The 16,466-nt window shown below is 53.9% G+C and carries 18 protein-coding genes and 1 other RNA gene; 8 read left to right on the top strand and 11 right to left on the bottom strand.

Annotated features, from left to right (window positions below; translation table 11 throughout):
• Nucleotide 1: 1 nt before the first annotated feature.
• From ACMWLG_RS23205 to ffh, 7 genes are all read right to left on the bottom strand, one after another.
• Nucleotides 2–1,372, bottom strand: coding sequence for a PepSY-associated TM helix domain-containing protein (locus ACMWLG_RS23205; RefSeq protein WP_045405291.1), 1,371 nt, complete (start codon nt 1,370–1,372; stop codon nt 2–4).
• Nucleotides 1,373–1,411: 39 nt separating this feature from the next.
• Entirely contained in the window at nt 1,412–1,816 is a 405-nt protein-coding gene (locus ACMWLG_RS23200) for a DUF2946 domain-containing protein (RefSeq protein ID WP_023308877.1), read from the bottom strand.
• Between the two features lie 131 nt (nt 1,817–1,947).
• Complete coding sequence (rplS, locus tag ACMWLG_RS23195) at nt 1,948–2,295, bottom strand: 50S ribosomal protein L19 (protein ID WP_002914145.1); 348 nt, start codon at nt 2,293–2,295, stop codon at nt 1,948–1,950.
• Between the two features lie 43 nt (nt 2,296–2,338).
• On the bottom strand, nt 2,339–3,106 hold the full coding sequence (gene trmD, locus ACMWLG_RS23190) for a tRNA (guanosine(37)-N1)-methyltransferase TrmD (RefSeq protein WP_014832949.1): 768 nt from the start codon (nt 3,104–3,106) through the stop codon (nt 2,339–2,341).
• Between the two features lie 31 nt (nt 3,107–3,137).
• Nucleotides 3,138–3,677, bottom strand: coding sequence for a ribosome maturation factor RimM (gene rimM / locus ACMWLG_RS23185; protein ID WP_029741020.1), 540 nt, complete (start codon nt 3,675–3,677; stop codon nt 3,138–3,140).
• A 15-nt stretch (nt 3,678–3,692) separates the two neighbouring features.
• Nucleotides 3,693–3,941, bottom strand: coding sequence for a 30S ribosomal protein S16 (rpsP, locus tag ACMWLG_RS23180; RefSeq protein WP_003863133.1), 249 nt, complete (start codon nt 3,939–3,941; stop codon nt 3,693–3,695).
• Nucleotides 3,942–4,057: 116 nt separating this feature from the next.
• Nucleotides 4,058–5,419, bottom strand: coding sequence for a signal recognition particle protein (ffh, locus tag ACMWLG_RS23175; protein ID WP_014884878.1), 1,362 nt, complete (start codon nt 5,417–5,419; stop codon nt 4,058–4,060).
• 166 nt (nt 5,420–5,585) lie between these two features.
• On the opposite strand from ffh, the gene ACMWLG_RS23170 reads away from it, so the two are divergent.
• Nucleotides 5,586–6,377: an inner membrane protein YpjD gene (locus ACMWLG_RS23170; RefSeq protein WP_032623031.1), complete on the top strand. Its 792-nt coding sequence runs from the start codon at nt 5,586–5,588 to the stop codon at nt 6,375–6,377.
• Nucleotides 6,378–6,396: 19 nt separating this feature from the next.
• A complete protein-coding gene (locus ACMWLG_RS23165) occupies nt 6,397–7,683 on the top strand; it encodes an HlyC/CorC family transporter (protein ID WP_025759264.1) in 1,287 nt (428 codons plus the stop codon).
• A gap of 52 nt (nt 7,684–7,735) precedes the next feature.
• On the opposite strand, the gene grpE is transcribed toward ACMWLG_RS23165, so the two are convergent.
• Nucleotides 7,736–8,329 carry a nucleotide exchange factor GrpE gene (grpE, locus tag ACMWLG_RS23160; RefSeq protein WP_045405293.1) on the bottom strand — a complete coding sequence of 198 codons (594 nt, stop codon included), beginning with the start codon at nt 8,327–8,329 and terminating at the stop codon, nt 7,736–7,738.
• Nucleotides 8,330–8,451: 122 nt separating this feature from the next.
• Here grpE and nadK point away from each other — a divergent pair, with 122 nt between their 5' ends.
• The 3 genes from nadK to bamE all read left to right on the top strand — a co-directional run bounded on the left by nadK (nt 8,452) and on the right by bamE (nt 11,554).
• The gene (nadK, locus tag ACMWLG_RS23155; RefSeq protein ID WP_008502500.1) at nt 8,452–9,330 is read left to right on the top strand and encodes an NAD(+) kinase; all 879 of its coding nucleotides are present in this window, start codon (nt 8,452–8,454) and stop codon (nt 9,328–9,330) included.
• A gap of 85 nt (nt 9,331–9,415) precedes the next feature.
• Nucleotides 9,416–11,077, top strand: coding sequence for a DNA repair protein RecN (recN, locus tag ACMWLG_RS23150; RefSeq protein ID WP_045405297.1), 1,662 nt, complete (start codon nt 9,416–9,418; stop codon nt 11,075–11,077).
• A gap of 138 nt (nt 11,078–11,215) precedes the next feature.
• A complete protein-coding gene (bamE, locus tag ACMWLG_RS23145) occupies nt 11,216–11,554 on the top strand; it encodes an outer membrane protein assembly factor BamE (protein ID WP_023308883.1) in 339 nt (112 codons plus the stop codon).
• Between the two features lie 103 nt (nt 11,555–11,657).
• On the opposite strand, the gene ACMWLG_RS23140 is transcribed toward bamE, so the two are convergent.
• Both ACMWLG_RS23140 and ACMWLG_RS23135 read right to left on the bottom strand, forming a co-directional pair.
• Nucleotides 11,658–11,945, bottom strand: a complete 288-nt coding sequence (locus ACMWLG_RS23140) for an RnfH family protein (protein ID WP_023308884.1) — start codon at nt 11,943–11,945, stop codon at nt 11,658–11,660.
• Nucleotides 11,935–12,372: a type II toxin-antitoxin system RatA family toxin gene (locus tag ACMWLG_RS23135; protein WP_024908332.1), complete on the bottom strand. Its 438-nt coding sequence runs from the start codon at nt 12,370–12,372 to the stop codon at nt 11,935–11,937. The genes ACMWLG_RS23140 and ACMWLG_RS23135 overlap by 11 nt, the downstream gene beginning before the upstream one ends.
• 156 nt (nt 12,373–12,528) lie before the next feature.
• Here ACMWLG_RS23135 and smpB point away from each other — a divergent pair, with 156 nt between their 5' ends.
• From smpB to ACMWLG_RS23120, 3 genes are all read left to right on the top strand, one after another.
• Nucleotides 12,529–13,011, top strand: coding sequence for an SsrA-binding protein SmpB (smpB, locus tag ACMWLG_RS23130; RefSeq protein ID WP_008502505.1), 483 nt, complete (start codon nt 12,529–12,531; stop codon nt 13,009–13,011).
• Nucleotides 13,012–13,100: 89 nt separating this feature from the next.
• Nucleotides 13,101–13,464, top strand: a transfer-messenger RNA (tmRNA) gene (gene ssrA / locus ACMWLG_RS23125).
• 204 nt (nt 13,465–13,668) lie between these two features.
• Entirely contained in the window at nt 13,669–14,910 is a 1,242-nt protein-coding gene (locus tag ACMWLG_RS23120) for an integrase (protein ID WP_032642877.1), read from the top strand.
• Nucleotides 14,911–15,017: 107 nt separating this feature from the next.
• On the opposite strand, the gene ACMWLG_RS23115 is transcribed toward ACMWLG_RS23120, so the two are convergent.
• Nucleotides 15,018–16,126 (bottom strand): IS3 family transposase gene (locus ACMWLG_RS23115; protein ID WP_101677551.1). Its coding sequence is split into 2 segments (ribosomal slippage): nt 15,018–15,865 and nt 15,865–16,126, totalling 1,110 coding nucleotides; the frame shifts between segments, so codons are not numbered across the junction.
• Nucleotides 16,127–16,466 lie beyond the last annotated feature (340 nt).

Below are 16,466 nucleotides of genomic sequence, written 5' to 3'. Positions count from 1 at the left end.
GTTATTTAGCGGAGGATTCGGCGAGCGTCACCCTGGTTGCCGCTCGCCAGCGCAGCCAGTCCACCAGAACAAACAGCGCCAGACTCATGCCCATGACCGGCAAGGCCAGCCCCAGCAGTATGCTGATTACCACCGTAACCCCTCTTCCCCATCCTGACAGCGCCAGCCAGCTCTGACAAAGCGTCTGTACCGGACTCACTGCCGACCGTGCCGGACGACGCATCCACCACATCCGGTAACCCCAAATGATGAGCACGCACAGGGCGAGGCCGAACGCCACCAGCAGCAGTTGATTCACCAACCCGAATAAGATCCCCATATGGAAATCCACGCCCCAGCGGGTCAGTTTTGCCATTAACGGGAAATCCTCGAAACGGGTTCTGTCCAGGACCTGCATCGTATGGGGATCTACCGCAACGGCGTCCACCTGGGTCGGCCAGCTGCGATCGATTTCCGTCACGGTCCAGGCACGATCCATTGTTTTCGCCGGGCGGATCTCCAGCTTGCTGGCATTAATCCCCGCGTTACGCGCCGCGCTTAATACCCCGTCAAACTGCGTCAAATCCATCGCCATTTCCGGCATCATCATCCCACCGTGATGACCGCGATGTTCGGCATGCTCATCCACGATCTCCTGTTGGCCGGAAAGCGTCGTGTTCACCTGCGGGGTGAGCCAGTTCATCTCTGCCCGCAGCTTATCGACGTTCCCGCCTGCCCATTGAGACCATGTCAGGCCGGTTGCCGAGAACAGCAACATTCCGCCCAGCAGACTCCAGCCCAGCGTCACGTGCAGACGACGACGATTCTGGAAGCGATTGTTGATCCGCCGTTTGGGTCGGGTATAAAACCACAGGGCAATACCGCCCAGCGCGGCAACCCACATCCAGGAGGCGGCAAGCTCGCTGTAGAGTCGACCCACGTCGCCCAGCATCAGAGAGGTATGCAGATAATCAATGGTCTGACGCAGCGGTAAAATCCCGCTGGTGCCGTATACCGTCATATCTCCCAGCACCGCCAGGCTTACCGGATCAATAAAAATAGCCCGGTTCTCCGATGGCCCAAGCGTCGGGTCAGCAAACATCACGCGGGTAGTTTCGCCTTCAGCCAGCCCCGGACGCACGGCGTGCAAATGCAAATCTGAGCCAACGGTTTTTTCCGCCACGGCGATTTGCTCCGCCAGCGGCTGCAGCTCGCCTACGGAATTCGTGTGGAGCGCGTGCCGGTAGAGCGCATTCTCCAGCTGTGGAGTCGCCACATATAGCGTACCGGTCAGCGCGGCAAAGAAGATAAACGGACCAACAAAAATCCCGACGTAGAAATGGAGGCGACGCAGCAGGTTTCCCCATGCCGCGCGCGGAGTGCAGGTAGTCATACTTTTCCTTTTTAAGGCAGTAAGTTATCGATTTATTTTTTAAAGGGAAAAAGCAGACTGCCGCGGCGGCGCGCGGGTATCAGGGTAAAGCCAGGGGAAAAAGTGCCAGTGACTGACCGCCTGGCGCGGCGGCTTAACGCGAAGCCTCTGCAGCACCGCGCTGAGCAGGACGATCAGCGCCAGCATCACGCCAGGGACATGCGCTAACAGCACGCAGTAGCCGCACGCTTCCGCATGGTCGACAGGCATCGTGTGCGGCATATCGCCGTGATGCTCGTCCATCGACATCATGCTCATGTCATGATGCATGCCCGGCATGGCGCTCATGGGATCTTTCTGCAAGGAGACGGAGATAAGCGGCGCTACCACGATCAGCAGGATCGCAAACAGCGCGGTCAATGCCGCTGCGCGTTTCCGGTTAGGCTGATGCAGTACGTTATCCACTTCCCCTCCATTCAAGAGGCAAGCATTGTAAATGATTTATGACAAAAGGGTTAACGTGAGAAATGCGCAGGGATAAAAAAAGGCCAGCCTTTCGGCCAGCCCTTTCTAACAGGATGTCGCTTAAGCGAATCTTAGTTCAGACGCTCTTTAATACGAGCAGACTTACCAGTACGCTCACGCAGGTAGTACAGTTTAGCTTTACGTACAGCACCACGACGTTTAACAGCAATGCTGTCAACTACCGGAGAGTGAGTCTGGAAGACACGCTCAACGCCTTCGCCGTTGGAAATTTTACGAACAGTGAATGCAGAGTGCAGACCGCGGTTACGAATAGCGATAACCACGCCCTCGAATGCCTGCAGACGTTTTTTGGAACCTTCAACAACCCATACTTTCACTTCCACGGTGTCACCTGGACGGAAGGAAGGTACGTCCTGCTTCATCTGCTCTTGTTCAAGTTGCTTAATAATGTTGCTCATAATTTAATCTCTTATCCTGGGTAAACTGATATTCGGGAGTGTATTACGCATTCCCATCATGTTCATGCTGCTGGTGCGCGTGTTCTGTTTTGAACTCGGCCAGCAACTTTGCTTGCTCTTCAGTCAGAGCCAGGTTTTCCAGAAGTTCAGGTCTTCTAAGCCAGGTTCGGCCCAGCGACTGCTTCAAACGCCAGCGACGTATCTCGGCATGGTTTCCAGACAGTAACACCGCCGGTACTTCCATCCCTTCTAACACTTCAGGACGAGTATAGTGTGGACAGTCCAGCAACCCATCGGCAAAGGAATCTTCCGTTGCCGAAGCTTCATGGCCCAGAACCCCCGGAATGAACCGGGCGACGGAGTCAATCAGCGTCATTGCGGGTAACTCACCACCGCTGAGAACGTAATCCCCGATAGACCATTCTTCGTCAATCTCGGTTTGAATTACGCGCTCATCTATCCCTTCGTAGCGCCCACAGACCAGAATCAGCTTTTGATTCGTCGCCAGTTCGCTCACGCCCGCTTGATCAAGCTTGCGTCCCTGAGGTGAAAGATAAATCACCTTTGCGCCTTCACCTGCCGCGGCTTTTGCTGTGTGAATGGCGTCCCGTAAGGGTTGCACCATCATTAGCATCCCCGGTCCGCCGCCGTAAGGACGATCGTCCACGGTACGGTGCCGGTCATGAGTAAAGTCACGAGGACTCCAGCTCTGGATGCTCAGCAGGCCATTCTTTACTGCCCGGCCAGTTACCCCGTAATCGGTAATCGCGCGGAACATTTCAGGAAACAGGCTAATTATGCCAATCCACATAGCGCCGTCTTTTACCGTTTATCCGGAGAATTTAAAAACCAGGATCCCAATCTACTTCAATGGTTTGAGTAGTGAGATCGACTTTCTTGATAACCTGTCCATCGAGGAACGGAACCAACCGCTCCTTGATGCCAAATGCATCTTTCAGGTTTGCCTTGATGACGAGAACGTCATTTGACCCGGTTTCCATCATATCGATGACTTTCCCCAGGCTGTAGCCTTCGGTAGTGACTACCTGACAACCCATAAGGTCTTTCCAGTAGTAGTCGCCCTCTTCCAGCTGTGGCAACTGCGACGAATCCACGACAATTTCACAATTAGTCAGTGCATTCGCAGCATCACGATCGTCAACGCCTTTCAGCTTGATGATGATGTCCTGATTGTGGTGACGCCAGCTTTCCAGCTCGACCTCTTCCCACTTACCGCCTTTCTGGATAAACCAGGGCTGGTAATCAAAAATGCTATCAGCGTCTTCAGTGGAGGAAAACACTCTGAGCCAACCACGGATACCGTAGCAAGAACCCATTTTTCCCAATACGATCGGTTCAACAGGTGCTTTATTGCTCATCATGACCACCGTGACAGATTAAGCTGCTTTGTTTGCTGCTTTGATCAGCGTAGCAACGCGATCGGAAACAGTAGCGCCCTGGCCAACCCAGTGAGCGATACGATCCAGATCCAGACGAGTTTCTTCTTCTGCGCCAGCGGCCAGTGGGTTGAAGAAACCAACGCGCTCGATGAAGCGACCGTTGCGTGCATTACGGCTGTCAGTTACAACAACCTGGTAGAACGGACGCTTTTTAGCGCCGTGACGAGCTAAACGAATAGTTACCATAACATCCTCTTGTGTGAATAAAACAACCGGGCCCCATCGAGGAACGGAGCCCGGGTGTCATATTAAAAGCCCGAAAATTTTACTCATTTTCGGGCAAAAAGCAATCTCAAAAGCGATTAACGCCCTGGAAAACCGGGTGGCATCATGCCTTTCATGCCGCGCATCATCTTCGCCATGCCGCCTTTCTTCATTTTCTTCATCATGCGCTGCATGTCGTCGAACTGTTTCAGAAGGCGGTTAACGTCCTGCACCTGCATGCCGCAACCGGCTGCGATACGGCGTTTACGGGAACCTTTGATGATATCCGGGTTAGCGCGCTCCTTGAGGGTCATCGAGTTGATGATCGCCTCCATACGCACCAGCACCTTGTCATCCATCTGCGCTTTCACGTTGTCAGGGATCTGGCCCATGCCCGGCAGTTTGCCCATCAGGCTGGCCATGCCGCCCATATTTTTCATCTGACGCAGCTGCTCAAGGAAATCGGTGAGATCGAAACCGTCACCTTTTTTCAGCTTGCTGGCCAGCTTCTCGGCCTGCGCGCGGTCAACCTTGCTCTCGATATCTTCGATCAGCGACAGCACGTCGCCCATGCCGAGGATACGGGAGGCAATACGATCCGGGTGGAACGGCTCGAGCGCTTCAGTTTTCTCGCCCACCCCGAGGAATTTAATCGGCTTACCGGTGATGTGACGAATGGAGAGCGCCGCACCGCCGCGGGCGTCACCGTCCACTTTGGTCAGCACCACGCCGGTTAACGGCAGCGCTTCGTTAAACGCTTTTGCGGTATTCGCCGCATCCTGACCGGTCATGGCATCGACAACGAACAGGGTCTCTACCGGGTTGATAGAGGCATGCACCTGCTTGATCTCGTCCATCATCGCTTCGTCAACGTGCAGACGACCGGCGGTATCCACCAGCAGCACGTCGTAGAATTTCAGCTTCGCTTCTTTCAGCGCCGCGTTAACGATGTCGACAGGCTTCTGCGCCACGTCGGACGGGAAGAAATCTACGCCGACCTGCTCAGCCAGGGTTTCCAGCTGTTTGATCGCCGCCGGGCGATAGACGTCCGCAGAGACCACCAGCACTTTCTTCTTGTGCTTTTCACGCAGGAATTTACCCAGCTTACCGACGCTGGTCGTTTTACCTGCACCCTGCAGGCCCGCCATCAGCACCACGGCCGGCGGCTGAGCCGCCAGGTTAAGCACCTGGTTCTCTTCGCCCATCGCCGAAACCAGTTCATTACGAACGATTTTGACGAACTCCTGACCCGGGGTCAGGCTCTTGTTAACTTCATGACCAACCGCCTTCTCTTTTACGCGGTTGATAAAATCACGAACAACCGGCAACGCCACGTCTGCTTCCAGCAGCGCCATGCGCACTTCGCGCAGCGTTTCCTTGATGTTCTCTTCAGTAAGGCGTCCGCGGCCGCTGATGTTGCGCAGCGTGCGCGACAAACGATCGGTTAAATTATCAAACATTGTCTCTCGCCTGAGTAGAAACGTTGGGCCGCATTGAGCGACACATACACAGAATTTTGCCGGAGTATAACATGAAGGCGCCTTTGTTGTTATGCAACGGTTGGAGCAGGCGTCACGTAACGTTATACTGCTTCTCTTTCTTATTAAGACAACTGTCGATGCCTATATGCCTGTTTTCGCACTGATCGCCCTTGTTGCCTACTCTGTCAGCCTCGCGCTGATTATTCCCGGACTGCTGCAAAAAAACAGCGGCTGGCGGCGCATGGCTATTCTTTCGGCGGTGATCGCACTGATTAGCCACGCCTTTGCGCTGGAATCACGCATTATCCCCGGCGACGGCAGCGTGCAAAACCTGAGCGTCCTCAACGTCGGCTCGCTGGTCAGCCTGATGATCTGTACGGTAATGACCATCGTCGCGTCTAAAAATCGCGGCTGGCTGCTGCTGCCGATTGTCTATACCTTCGCGCTGATCAATCTGGCCCTCGCCACCTTTATGCCTAATGAGTTCATTACGCATCTGGAGGCGACGCCGGGGATGCTGGTGCATATCGGCCTGTCGCTCTTTGCCTACGCGACGCTGATTATCGCCGCGCTTTACGCCATGCAGCTCGCCTGGATTGACTACCAGCTGAAAAACAAAAAGCTGGCGTTTAACCATGAAATGCCGCCGCTGATGGTCATTGAGCGAAAGATGTTTCACATCACCCAGGTGGGTGTGGTGCTGCTGACGCTCACGCTCTGCACGGGCCTGTTTTACATGAAGAACCTGTTCAGCGTGGAGAATATCGATAAAGCGGTGCTCTCTATCATCGCGTGGTTTGTCTATATTGTCCTGTTATGGGGCCATTATCATGAAGGCTGGCGCGGTCGTCGCGTGGTCTGGTTCAACGTCGCGGGTGCGGGCATTCTCACCCTTGCCTATTTTGGCAGCCGCTTCATACAGCAATTTGCTGGCTAAGTAACAAAAGGAGTTCCCCCTGGAACACATCTCTACCACCACGCTGATCGTTATCCTGATCGTCATGGTGGTCATCTCCGCCTATTTCTCCGGCTCGGAAACCGGCATGATGACCCTAAACCGCTACCGGTTACGTCATCGTGCTAAACAGGGTAATCGTGCCGCGCGCCGCGTTGAAAAACTGCTCCGCAAGCCGGATCGCCTGATAAGCCTGGTGCTCATCGGCAACAACCTTGTCAACATTCTTGCCTCAGCCCTCGGCACTATCGTCGGGATGCGCCTGTACGGCAACGCCGGGGTGGCAATTGCCACCGGCGTGCTGACGTTCGTGGTGCTGGTGTTTGCCGAAGTGCTGCCGAAAACCATCGCCGCGCTTTACCCGGAGAAAGTCGCTTACCCGAGCAGCTTCCTGCTGGCACCGCTGCAGATCCTGATGATGCCCCTGGTCTGGCTGCTGAACATGGTGACGCGCGTACTGATGCGCATGGTGGGAATCAAAGCCGATGTCACCATCAGCAGCGCGCTCAGCAAAGAGGAGCTGCGCACCATCGTGAATGAATCCCGCTCGCAGATCTCCCGGCGCAATCAGGACATGCTCCTGTCGGTGCTGGATCTGGAAAAGGTGAGCGTGAACGACATCATGGTGCCGCGTAATGAAATCGTCGGTATCGACATCAATGACGACTGGAAAGCCATCGTCCGCCAGCTGACGCACTCCCCGCACGGGCGTATTGTGCTTTACCGTGACTCGCTGGATGACGCCATCAGCATGCTGCGCGTGCGCGAAGCCTACCGTCTGATGACCGAGAAAAAAGAGTTCACCAAAGAAGTGATGCTGCGCGCCGCCGACGAGATTTACTACGTGCCGGAAGGAACCCCGCTCAGCACGCAGCTGGTGAAATTCCAGCGCAACAAGAAGAAGGTCGGCCTGGTAGTCAATGAGTACGGCGACATTCAGGGGCTGGTGACGGTCGAAGATATTCTGGAAGAGATTGTCGGAGACTTTACCACGTCAATGTCGCCTTCCCTCGCGGAAGAGGTCACCCCGCAAAACGACGGCTCGGTGCTGATTGACGGTAGCGCGAACATTCGTGAACTCAACAAAGCCTTTAACTGGCATTTGCCGGAAGATGAGGCTCGCACGATTAACGGGATGATTCTGGAAGCGCTGGAAGAGATCCCGGCGGCGGGCACGCGGGTGCGCATTGAGCAGTACGATATTGATATCCTGGACGTGCAGGACAATATGATTAAGCAGGTGAAAGTCCTGCCCGTTAAACCCCTGCGCGAAAGCATCGCGGAGTAAGGCTGTAGGCCGGGTGAGGCGAACGCCGCCACCCGGCACTACGGATAGCGAATTATGCTTTCGCTTTCGCCACGGTCACCATCGCCGCGCGAATGGTACGCCCGTTCAGGGTGTAACCTTTCTGCATCACGCCCAGCACCTTACCGGCTTCCACCTCTTCGGACTCCACCATCGCAATCGCCTGGTGAACGTTTGGATCCAGCGGTACGTCGGTGTCGGCAATCACTTCCACGCCAAACTTACGCACCACGCCGAGCATGGATTTCAGCGTCAGCTCGATACCTTCGATCATCGCCGCGTTGTCCGGATTCGCTTTGTCAGCCACTTCCAGCGCGCGATCGAGGCTATCAATTACCGGCAGCAGTTCGTTGACGAATTTCTCCAGCGCAAATTTATGCGCCTTCTCAACGTCCTGCTCGGTACGGCGACGCAGGTTTTCCATTTCCGCCTTGATGCGCAGAACACCATCGCGTTCGCGATTCTGCGCTTCTACCAGTTGGGCTTCCAGATTCGCAATTTTTTCATCGCGCGGGTCCACCTGCTCAGCAGATGCGTCTGGCTCTACAGCCTCAACTTCATCATGCTGTTCCGTGATAATTTCTTCAGGGGCTTGCCCCTCAGGCGTTTTCTGTTCTTTACTACTCATGAATTTCTCCGCGTTTTTCTGCATTCATCTCGCTAACTTCGCTTATTATGGGGATCAGTTTCCGGGATTCAAGGGAACAAGACAGATTGTCATCATTCATCAGGCACAAGGACCTCCAGAAAATGAATAATCATTTCAGGTGTATTGGGATCGTCGGGCATCCGCGTCACCCTACCGCACTAACGACACATGAAATGTTGTATCGCTGGTTGTGTAGCAAAGGCTATGAAGTGATGGTCGAGCAGCAGATTGCGCAGGAGCTGCAGCTGAAGAGCGTCAAAACCGGCACGCTGGCGGAAATTGGCCAACAGGCCGATCTCGCCGTGGTGGTGGGCGGCGACGGCAACATGCTCGGCGCGGCCCGCACGCTGGCGCGTTATGACATTAAGGTCATCGGCATCAACCGTGGCAATCTCGGCTTTTTAACCGATCTCGACCCGGACAATGCGCAGCAGCAGCTGGCTGACGTGCTGGAAGGGCACTATATCAGCGAAAAACGCTTTTTACTGGAAGCGCAGGTGTGCCAGCAGGACTGCCAGAAGCGCATCAGCACCGCGATTAACGAGGTGGTTCTTCACCCCGGAAAAGTGGCGCACATGATCGAGTTCGAAGTTTATATCGACGAAATCTTTGCCTTCTCCCAGCGTTCCGACGGGCTGATTATCTCCACTCCGACCGGCTCAACTGCCTACTCGCTTTCTGCCGGTGGCCCGATCCTGACGCCCTCGCTGGATGCCATTACCCTGGTGCCGATGTTCCCGCACACGCTCTCCGCCCGTCCGCTGGTCATCAACGGCGACAGCACGATACGTCTGCGCTTCTCGCACCGCCGTAACGACCTGGAGATCAGCTGCGACAGCCAGATAGCGCTACCGATCCAGGAAGGTGAAGATGTTCTCATTCGTCGGTGTGATTACCACCTTAATCTGATTCACCCGAAAGATTACAGCTATTTCAACACATTAAGCTCGAAGCTTGGCTGGTCAAAAAAATTGTTCTGATTTTGCATCCAGTACTTTACTGTATAAAAAACCAGTTTATACTGTATGAAAACACAGTTATGGTTTTTCATACAGGAAAACAATTATGCTGGCACAACTGACCATCAGCAACTTTGCCATTGTTCGTGAGCTTGAGATCGATTTCCACAGCGGCATGACGGCGATCACCGGGGAAACCGGTGCAGGTAAATCCATTGCCATTGATGCCCTCGGCTTGTGCCTTGGCGGCCGCGCAGAGGGCGACATGGTGCGCATGGGCGCAAACCGTGCCGATCTGTGCGCCCGCTTCTCCCTGAAAGACACCCCTGCAGCCCAGCGCTGGCTGGAGCAAAACCAGCTTGAAGATGGACGTGAGTGTTTACTTCGCCGCGTGATCAGCAGCGACGGTCGTTCACGTGGCTTTATCAACGGCACGGCGGTCCCGCTCTCCCAGCTTCGCGAACTCGGCCAGCTGCTTATCCAGATCCACGGTCAGCACGCACATCAGCAACTCGTCAAACCTGAACAGCAGAAAGCGCTGCTCGATGGCTACGCGGGTGAGTACGCGCTTACTCAGCTTATGGCGGAACACTATCGCCAGTGGCATCAGAGCTGCCGTGAACTTGCCCAGCACCAGCAGCAAAGCCAGGAGCGCGCCGCACGTGCGGAGCTGCTTGCGTACCAGCTTAAAGAGCTGAACGAATTCAACCCGCAGCCGGGTGAGTTTGAGCAAATCGACGAAGAGTACAAGCGCCTGGCGAACAGCGGTCACCTGCTCTCAACCAGCCAGAATGCGCTCAACCTGCTGGCGGATGGTGAAGACGTGAACCTACAAGGGCAGCTGTATAACGTCCGCCAGCTCATTACCGAACTGGTCGGCATGGACAGCAAGCTTTCAGGCGTCCTGGATATGCTGGAAGAAGCGGCGATTCAGATCTCCGAAGCCAGTGACGAACTGCGCCACTACTGTGAACGTCTGGATCTCGATCCGAACCGTCTGTTTGAGCTGGAGCAGCGCATTTCCCGTCAAATTTCACTGGCGCGCAAGCACCACGTCACGCCGGAAGAGCTGCCAGAATTCTATCAGTCTCTGCTGGAAGAACAGCAGCAGCTTGACGATCAGGCTGACTCGCAGGAGACCCTCTCTCTCGCGGTGAACCTGCATCATGAACAGGCGCTGGCGACAGCGCAAAAATTGCATGAAATCCGTCAGCATTACGCTCAGGAGCTAAGCCAGCACATCACCGACAGCATGCACACGCTGGCGATGCCGCACGGTATCTTCACCATCGATATTCGCTTTGAAGAGAACCACCTGACGGCAGAAGGTGCGGACCGCATCGAGTTCCGCGTCACTACCAACCCGGGGCAGCCGCTGCAGGCAATCTCCAAAGTGGCATCCGGCGGTGAACTGTCGCGTATTGCACTGGCGATTCAGGTGATTACCGCGCGTAAAATGGAAACCCCGGCGCTGATTTTCGATGAAGTGGATGTCGGCATCAGCGGCCCAACGGCGGCAGTAGTGGGCAAACTGCTGCGCCAGCTAGGTGAATCAACGCAGGTGATGTGTGTCACCCACCTGCCGCAGGTCGCGGGCTGTGGTCATCATCACTTTATCGTCAGCAAAGAAACCGACGGAGAAATGACCGAAACGCATATGAAGCCGCTGGATAAACGCGCGCGTCTGCAGGAGCTGGCACGCCTGCTCGGCGGCAGCGAAGTTACACGTAACACGCTCGCAAACGCGAAAGAACTGCTGGCAGCATAAACTTTTTCGGGATCTCAGGGTCATACAGAACAACAAAAACGCCGCCAGACCGGTTTCAAAGTGGGGCAAGGTCTATTATCATCGGCATATTACATATGAGCCGCGTTCTGCTCGGGCCCGAAAAGGAATCAAATCACTATGCGTTGTAAAATGCTGACCGCTGCCGCAGCGGTTCTTCTGATGTTGACCGCAGGCTGTTCCACTCTGGAGAAAGTGGTTTACCGTCCTGACATCAATCAGGGGAACTACCTTACCCCTAACGATGTGTCCAAAATCCGTGTGGGGATGACACAACAGCAGGTCGCTTATACACTGGGAACCCCGATGATGTCCGATCCGTTCGGCACTAACACCTGGTTCTATGTATTCCGTCAGAAGCCGGGCCACGAAGATGCGACCCAGCAGACCCTGACGCTGACCTTCAGCAGCGCCGGTGTGTTGACCAACATCGACAACAAGCCTGCCCTGACCAAGTAATCAGAAGTCAGAAATGCAAAAAGGTGCTCATTGAGCACCTTTTTTGTTTTTCTTTTATCCGCTCGCCCCTTTGGGGAGAGGGTCAGGGTGAGGGGAAAACACGCTACTTACCCGCTTTCTCCGCACGCTGACGACGCAGCTCTTTCGGGTCGGCAATCAGCGGACGATAAATCTCCACCCGGTCGCCCTCTTTCAGCACATCACCCAGCTTCACCGGACGGCTATAAATCCCCACCTTATTTTTTGCCAGGTCAATATCGCTGCGAAGTTCAAGGATGCCGGAAGCGCGGATAGCCGCCTCAACGGTTGCCCCCTCTTCCAGCGTCACGCGCTGCAGATACTGCTTCTCCGGCAGCGCGTAGACCACTTCTACAGCAATCTTATGCGACACTGTAAACCTCTTTGGCGCGGGTGGTGAACGCCTGAACCATATTGGACGCCAGCTCTTTAAAGATGCGGCCAAACGCCAGCTCAATCAGCTTATTGGTAAATTCAAAGTCCAGCTGGAACTCGATGCGACAGGCGTCAGCGCTCAGCGGCGTAAACTTCCAGCCCCCCATCAGGGTTTTAAACGGACCATCCACCAGATGCATCAAAATACTCTGATTGCTGGTCAGCGTATTACGGGTGGTGAACGTCTTGCTGATCCCCGCTTTGGAGACATCCACCGCCGCGGTCATCTGCGTCGGGCCGGACTCCAGAACGCGGCTCCCGGTGCATCCCGGAATAAATTCTGGATAAGACTGAACATCGTTCACTAACTGATACATTTGTTCCGCGCTGTAAGGCACGAGCGCAGTACGGCTAATCTGAGGCATAGCATTTCCCATGGTCACACAACGGACAAATAATAACATTTATCACCTGTTAAAAAAACGCTAAGCCTCATCTCGTGCTAAGATAGCGCGTTAGACCTCACAGGACGCAATGAGGTGACTTTTTGAAATCAGATTACCGACGGCTTTACGACACTTATGACGAAGAAAAAAGCACATAAACCAGGCTCGGCGACCATTGCGCTCAACAAGCGTGCTCGCCACGAGTATTTCATTGAAGAAGAATTCGAAGCTGGCCTTGCGTTGCAGGGCTGGGAAGTAAAATCGCTGCGCGCCGGGAAAGCCAACATCGGTGATAGTTACGTGATCCTGAAAGATGGCGAAGCCTTCCTGTTCGGCGCTAACTTTACGCCGCTGACCGTCGCCTCCTCACACTACGTGTGTGACCCAACGCGCACCCGCAAGCTGCTGCTGAACAAGCGTGAGCTGGAATCCCTCTACGGACGCATCAACCGTGAAGGTTTCACCGTGGTAGCCCTGTCGCTGTACTGGAAAAACGCATGGTGCAAAGTGAAAGTTGGCGTCGCGAAAGGTAAAAAACAGCACGACAAACGTACTGACCTGAAAGAGCGCGAGTGGCAGCTTGATAAAGCGCGCATTATGAAAAACGCAGGACGTTGATTCTGCACACTTATTGTACTATTCAATAAGTTAGCGTTCCGGGCTGGTATCCAGGAAGTGAAATCTGGTATACTTAGTTCAACACTATTGGGGCTGATTCTGGATTCGACGGGATTTGCGAAACCCAAGGTGCATGCCGAGGGGCGGTTTGCCTCGTTAAAAGCCGCAAAAAAATAGTCGCAAACGACGAAAACTACGCTTTAGCAGCTTAATAACCTGCTCTGAGCCCTCTCTCCCTAGCTTCCGCTCTTAAGACGGGGATCAAAGAGAGGTCAAACCCAAAAGAGATCGCGTGGAAGCCCTGCCTGGGGTTGAAGCGTTAAAACTAATCAGGCTAGTTCGTTAGTGGCGTGTCTGTCCGCAGCTGGCGTGCGAATGTAAAGACAAACTAAGCATGTAGTACCGAGGATGTAGAAATTTCGGACGCGGGTTCAACTCCCGCCAGCTCCACCAAAATTCTCCATCGGTGATTACCAGAGTCATCCGATGAAGTCCTAAGAGCCCGCACGGCGCAAGCCCTGCGGGCTTTTTTGCGCCCTCAATTTGTCCCGCGAAGTCCGAAGAGAACTAATTAAATCCGAACCTTTTAGGCACCTTGTTAGGCACCTCATAAAGCTTTATTGTTTTTGAGGTGCCTAAAACTATGGAAACCCAGCAATGGCAAGACAAACCAAACCTCTATCCGTTAAAGAAATCGAATCCGCCAAACCCAAAGAAGCGGACTACGTTCTCTATGATGGTGATGGCCTTGAGCTACTCATCAAATCCAGCGGAAGTAAAATCTGGCAGTTTCGCTACATTCGCCCTGTCACTAAGAAACGTGCGAAGAAGAGCATAGGCCCCTACCCGTCAGTTACCCTTGCCGATGCCCGAAACTATCGGGCAGAGTCCCGCTCTCTTCTGGCGAAACAAATTGATCCCCAGGAACATCAGCAGGAACAACTGCGCAGTTCAATTGAAGCCAAAACCAATACTTTCCAGCTCGTAGCTGAACGTTGGTGGAATGTGAAGAAAGCAAGCGTGACAGTGGACTATGCAGAAGATATCTGGCGCTCTCTTGAGAGAGATGTCTTTCCTGCAATTGGGGACGTTAGCGTTACAGATATTAAAGCTCACACACTGGTTCAGGCCGTTCAACCTGTTCAGGCCAGAGGAGCACTGGAAACCGTTCGTCGACTGTGCCAACGCATTAATGAGGTCATGATCTATGCCCAAAACACAGGGCTGATTGATGCTGTTCCCAGCGTTAATATCGGTAAAGCCTTCGAGAAGCCTCAGAAAAAGAACATGCCCAGCATTCGACCGGACCAGCTACCTCAACTGATGCAGACAATGCGAACAGCCAGCATTAGCCTTTCCACACGCTGCCTGTTCATGTGGCAACTTCTTACTATTACCCGCCCTGCCGAAGCGGCTGAAGCTCGCTGGGAAGAGGTAGACATAGAAGCGCGAGAGTGGAAGATTCCTGCAGCACGCATGAAAATGAACCGTGACCATACTGTTCCATTGTCAGATGAAGCGATTGCGATATTGGAGATGATGAAGCCGTTAAGTGGAAATCGAGAATTTATCTTTCCCAGCCGCATCAAGCCAAACCAGCCGATGAACAGTCAGACCGTTAACGCATCGCTGAAACGCGCAGGTTTTGGTGGGGTGCTCGTTTCACACGGTCTGAGATCTATCGCCAGTACAGCCCTAAATGAACAAGGCTTCCCACCTGATGTTATTGAGGCGGCCCTTGCGCATGTAGATAAGAATGAGGTCCGTCGTGCCTATAACCGCAGTGATTATCTTGAGCAGCGGCGGCCCATGATGCAGTGGTGGGCTGATTTTGTGATGGCTGCTGATCGTGGAAGTATGGTTGAGGGCGGTATGAAAGGAATGAGGTTAGTAGGGTGACGGATAACTAATGACGACCCCGACTTTAGTGCCGCGATGAATGAGGCTTTAAATGTCAGTGACCCTGACCCCGAATATGCTCCAGTCATAATCAGGAATAACCGGCTTCATGTTGGCTGCATATTCTGGCAATCGACAGATTTTTCTGCAAATTCGGACGGGGTCATCCATCCCAGCGCAGAATGGGGACGCCTCTGATTATAGTGTATGCGCCAGGCCTCGATTTTGCACCGTGCGTCCTCCAGGGACATGAACCAGTTCTCGTTCAGACATTCCTGTCGCAGCCTGCCGTTGAACGACTCCACCGTGGCATTGTCCGTCGGTGTTCCCGGCCGTGAGAAGTCTATTCGGATCCCTCGTTCATACACCCATTTGTCCAGCATTATCCCTGCAAATTCAGAGCCGTTATCGGTTTTCAGTAACTGCGGCAAGGGGCGTCTGAGCGCAATACTGTTCAGCATTTCGGCAACCTCCGTTGAGCGCAGATTCTGGCCCACGCAGATCCCCAGACATTCGCGCGTGTAGAGGTCAATGACCGTCAGCAGGCGTAACCGACGCCCGTCAAACAGGGCGTCAGAAACAAAATCCATGCCCCAGACATGATTCGGATAAAGCCCCTGAGGCTGGGGCTGTCGCCGCTGGGCCGATTTATTCCGACGCGGACGCTTGAGACGCAGGGACAGCCCCTGCTCGCGATAGAGCCGGTAAATGCGTTTATGATTATCGCGCCAGCCCTCCCGCCTGAGCATAACGTGAACCCTGCGGTAGCCATAGTGGACCCGGGTTTCGGTGATCTCCCTGATACGAAGGCGGAGCGCGCTGTCGTCTGCCGCCACAGAACGGTAGCGGAAAGAGCTGCGGCTGATCCGTAGCGCAAAGCAGACCTGCCGCTCGCTGGCCCCGTAGCGTGCCTGCAGGTCCCGGACCCATTCACGCAGGCGTGCCAGCGTCAGTTCTTTTTTGCCAGCACATCCTGCAGCATGGCCTTGTCGAGGCTCAGATCGGCAACCAGCTTCTTCAGCCTGAGGTTCTCTTCCTCAAGCTGGCGCATGTGCTTCAGCTCAGAGGGCGAAATATCACCGTATTTCTTGCGCCACGTATAAAACGTGGCATCGGAAATACCCAGTTTGCGACAGACGTCCGGCACGGACATCCCCAGTTCAGCCTGTTTGAGGGCAAAAACAATCTGCTCTTCGGTGAATCGTGATTTTTTCATCGGCACCACCTCCGTTCAGGGAGTGTAGATCATGCCGGAATTCTGTTTCTGAATGGCGCAGGATTTCGGGTCAGGGTCATCAGACCGACAAGTGCTAGGAGCGGACTATTTATCAATTATGAGTACATAATAATGTGATCTCAGTGCCACCAAATTAGATTTGGCCATTGCAAAAAACCAATAAAATCAATAAAATCAATAAAATCAATATGATAAGGCAACACAAACGGAAAGATGGCTATCTATTAAGTGGGTATATTTTCAATATCAAACCAGAGGGAATGGGCAGGAAATAGTTAATAACTTACTTAATTTTTTGACTAAGAAAGTTATTTGATAT

It is taken from the genome of Enterobacter sp. 01-M-02-SI-ECC (assembly GCF_047530595.1).
Taxonomy (GTDB): Bacteria; Pseudomonadota; Gammaproteobacteria; order Enterobacterales; family Enterobacteriaceae; genus Enterobacter; species Enterobacter cloacae_M.
The sequence above is the reverse complement of the archived record's forward strand: the minus strand, read 5'-3'. Positions and strand labels throughout refer to the sequence as shown.

Coding starts and splice junctions, on each gene's coding strand:
- ACMWLG_RS23205 (WP_045405291.1), bottom strand. CDS start 1,372: ATGACTACCTGCACTCCGCGCGCGGCATGGGGAAACCTGCTGCGTCGC.
- rplS (WP_002914145.1), bottom strand. CDS start 2,295: ATGAGCAACATTATTAAGCAACTTGAACAAGAGCAGATGAAGCAGGAC.
- trmD (WP_014832949.1), bottom strand. CDS start 3,106: ATGTGGATTGGCATAATTAGCCTGTTTCCTGAAATGTTCCGCGCGATT.
- rimM (WP_029741020.1), bottom strand. CDS start 3,677: ATGATGAGCAATAAAGCACCTGTTGAACCGATCGTATTGGGAAAAATG.
- rpsP (WP_003863133.1), bottom strand. CDS start 3,941: ATGGTAACTATTCGTTTAGCTCGTCACGGCGCTAAAAAGCGTCCGTTC.
- ffh (WP_014884878.1), bottom strand. CDS start 5,419: ATGTTTGATAATTTAACCGATCGTTTGTCGCGCACGCTGCGCAACATC.
- ACMWLG_RS23170 (WP_032623031.1), top strand. CDS start 5,586: ATGCCTGTTTTCGCACTGATCGCCCTTGTTGCCTACTCTGTCAGCCTC.
- grpE (WP_045405293.1), bottom strand. CDS start 8,329: ATGAGTAGTAAAGAACAGAAAACGCCTGAGGGGCAAGCCCCTGAAGAA.
- nadK (WP_008502500.1), top strand. CDS start 8,452: ATGAATAATCATTTCAGGTGTATTGGGATCGTCGGGCATCCGCGTCAC.
- recN (WP_045405297.1), top strand. CDS start 9,416: ATGCTGGCACAACTGACCATCAGCAACTTTGCCATTGTTCGTGAGCTT.
- bamE (WP_023308883.1), top strand. CDS start 11,216: ATGCGTTGTAAAATGCTGACCGCTGCCGCAGCGGTTCTTCTGATGTTG.
- ACMWLG_RS23135 (WP_024908332.1), bottom strand. CDS start 12,372: ATGCCTCAGATTAGCCGTACTGCGCTCGTGCCTTACAGCGCGGAACAA.
- smpB (WP_008502505.1), top strand. CDS start 12,529: ATGACGAAGAAAAAAGCACATAAACCAGGCTCGGCGACCATTGCGCTC.
- ACMWLG_RS23120 (WP_032642877.1), top strand. CDS start 13,669: ATGGCAAGACAAACCAAACCTCTATCCGTTAAAGAAATCGAATCCGCC.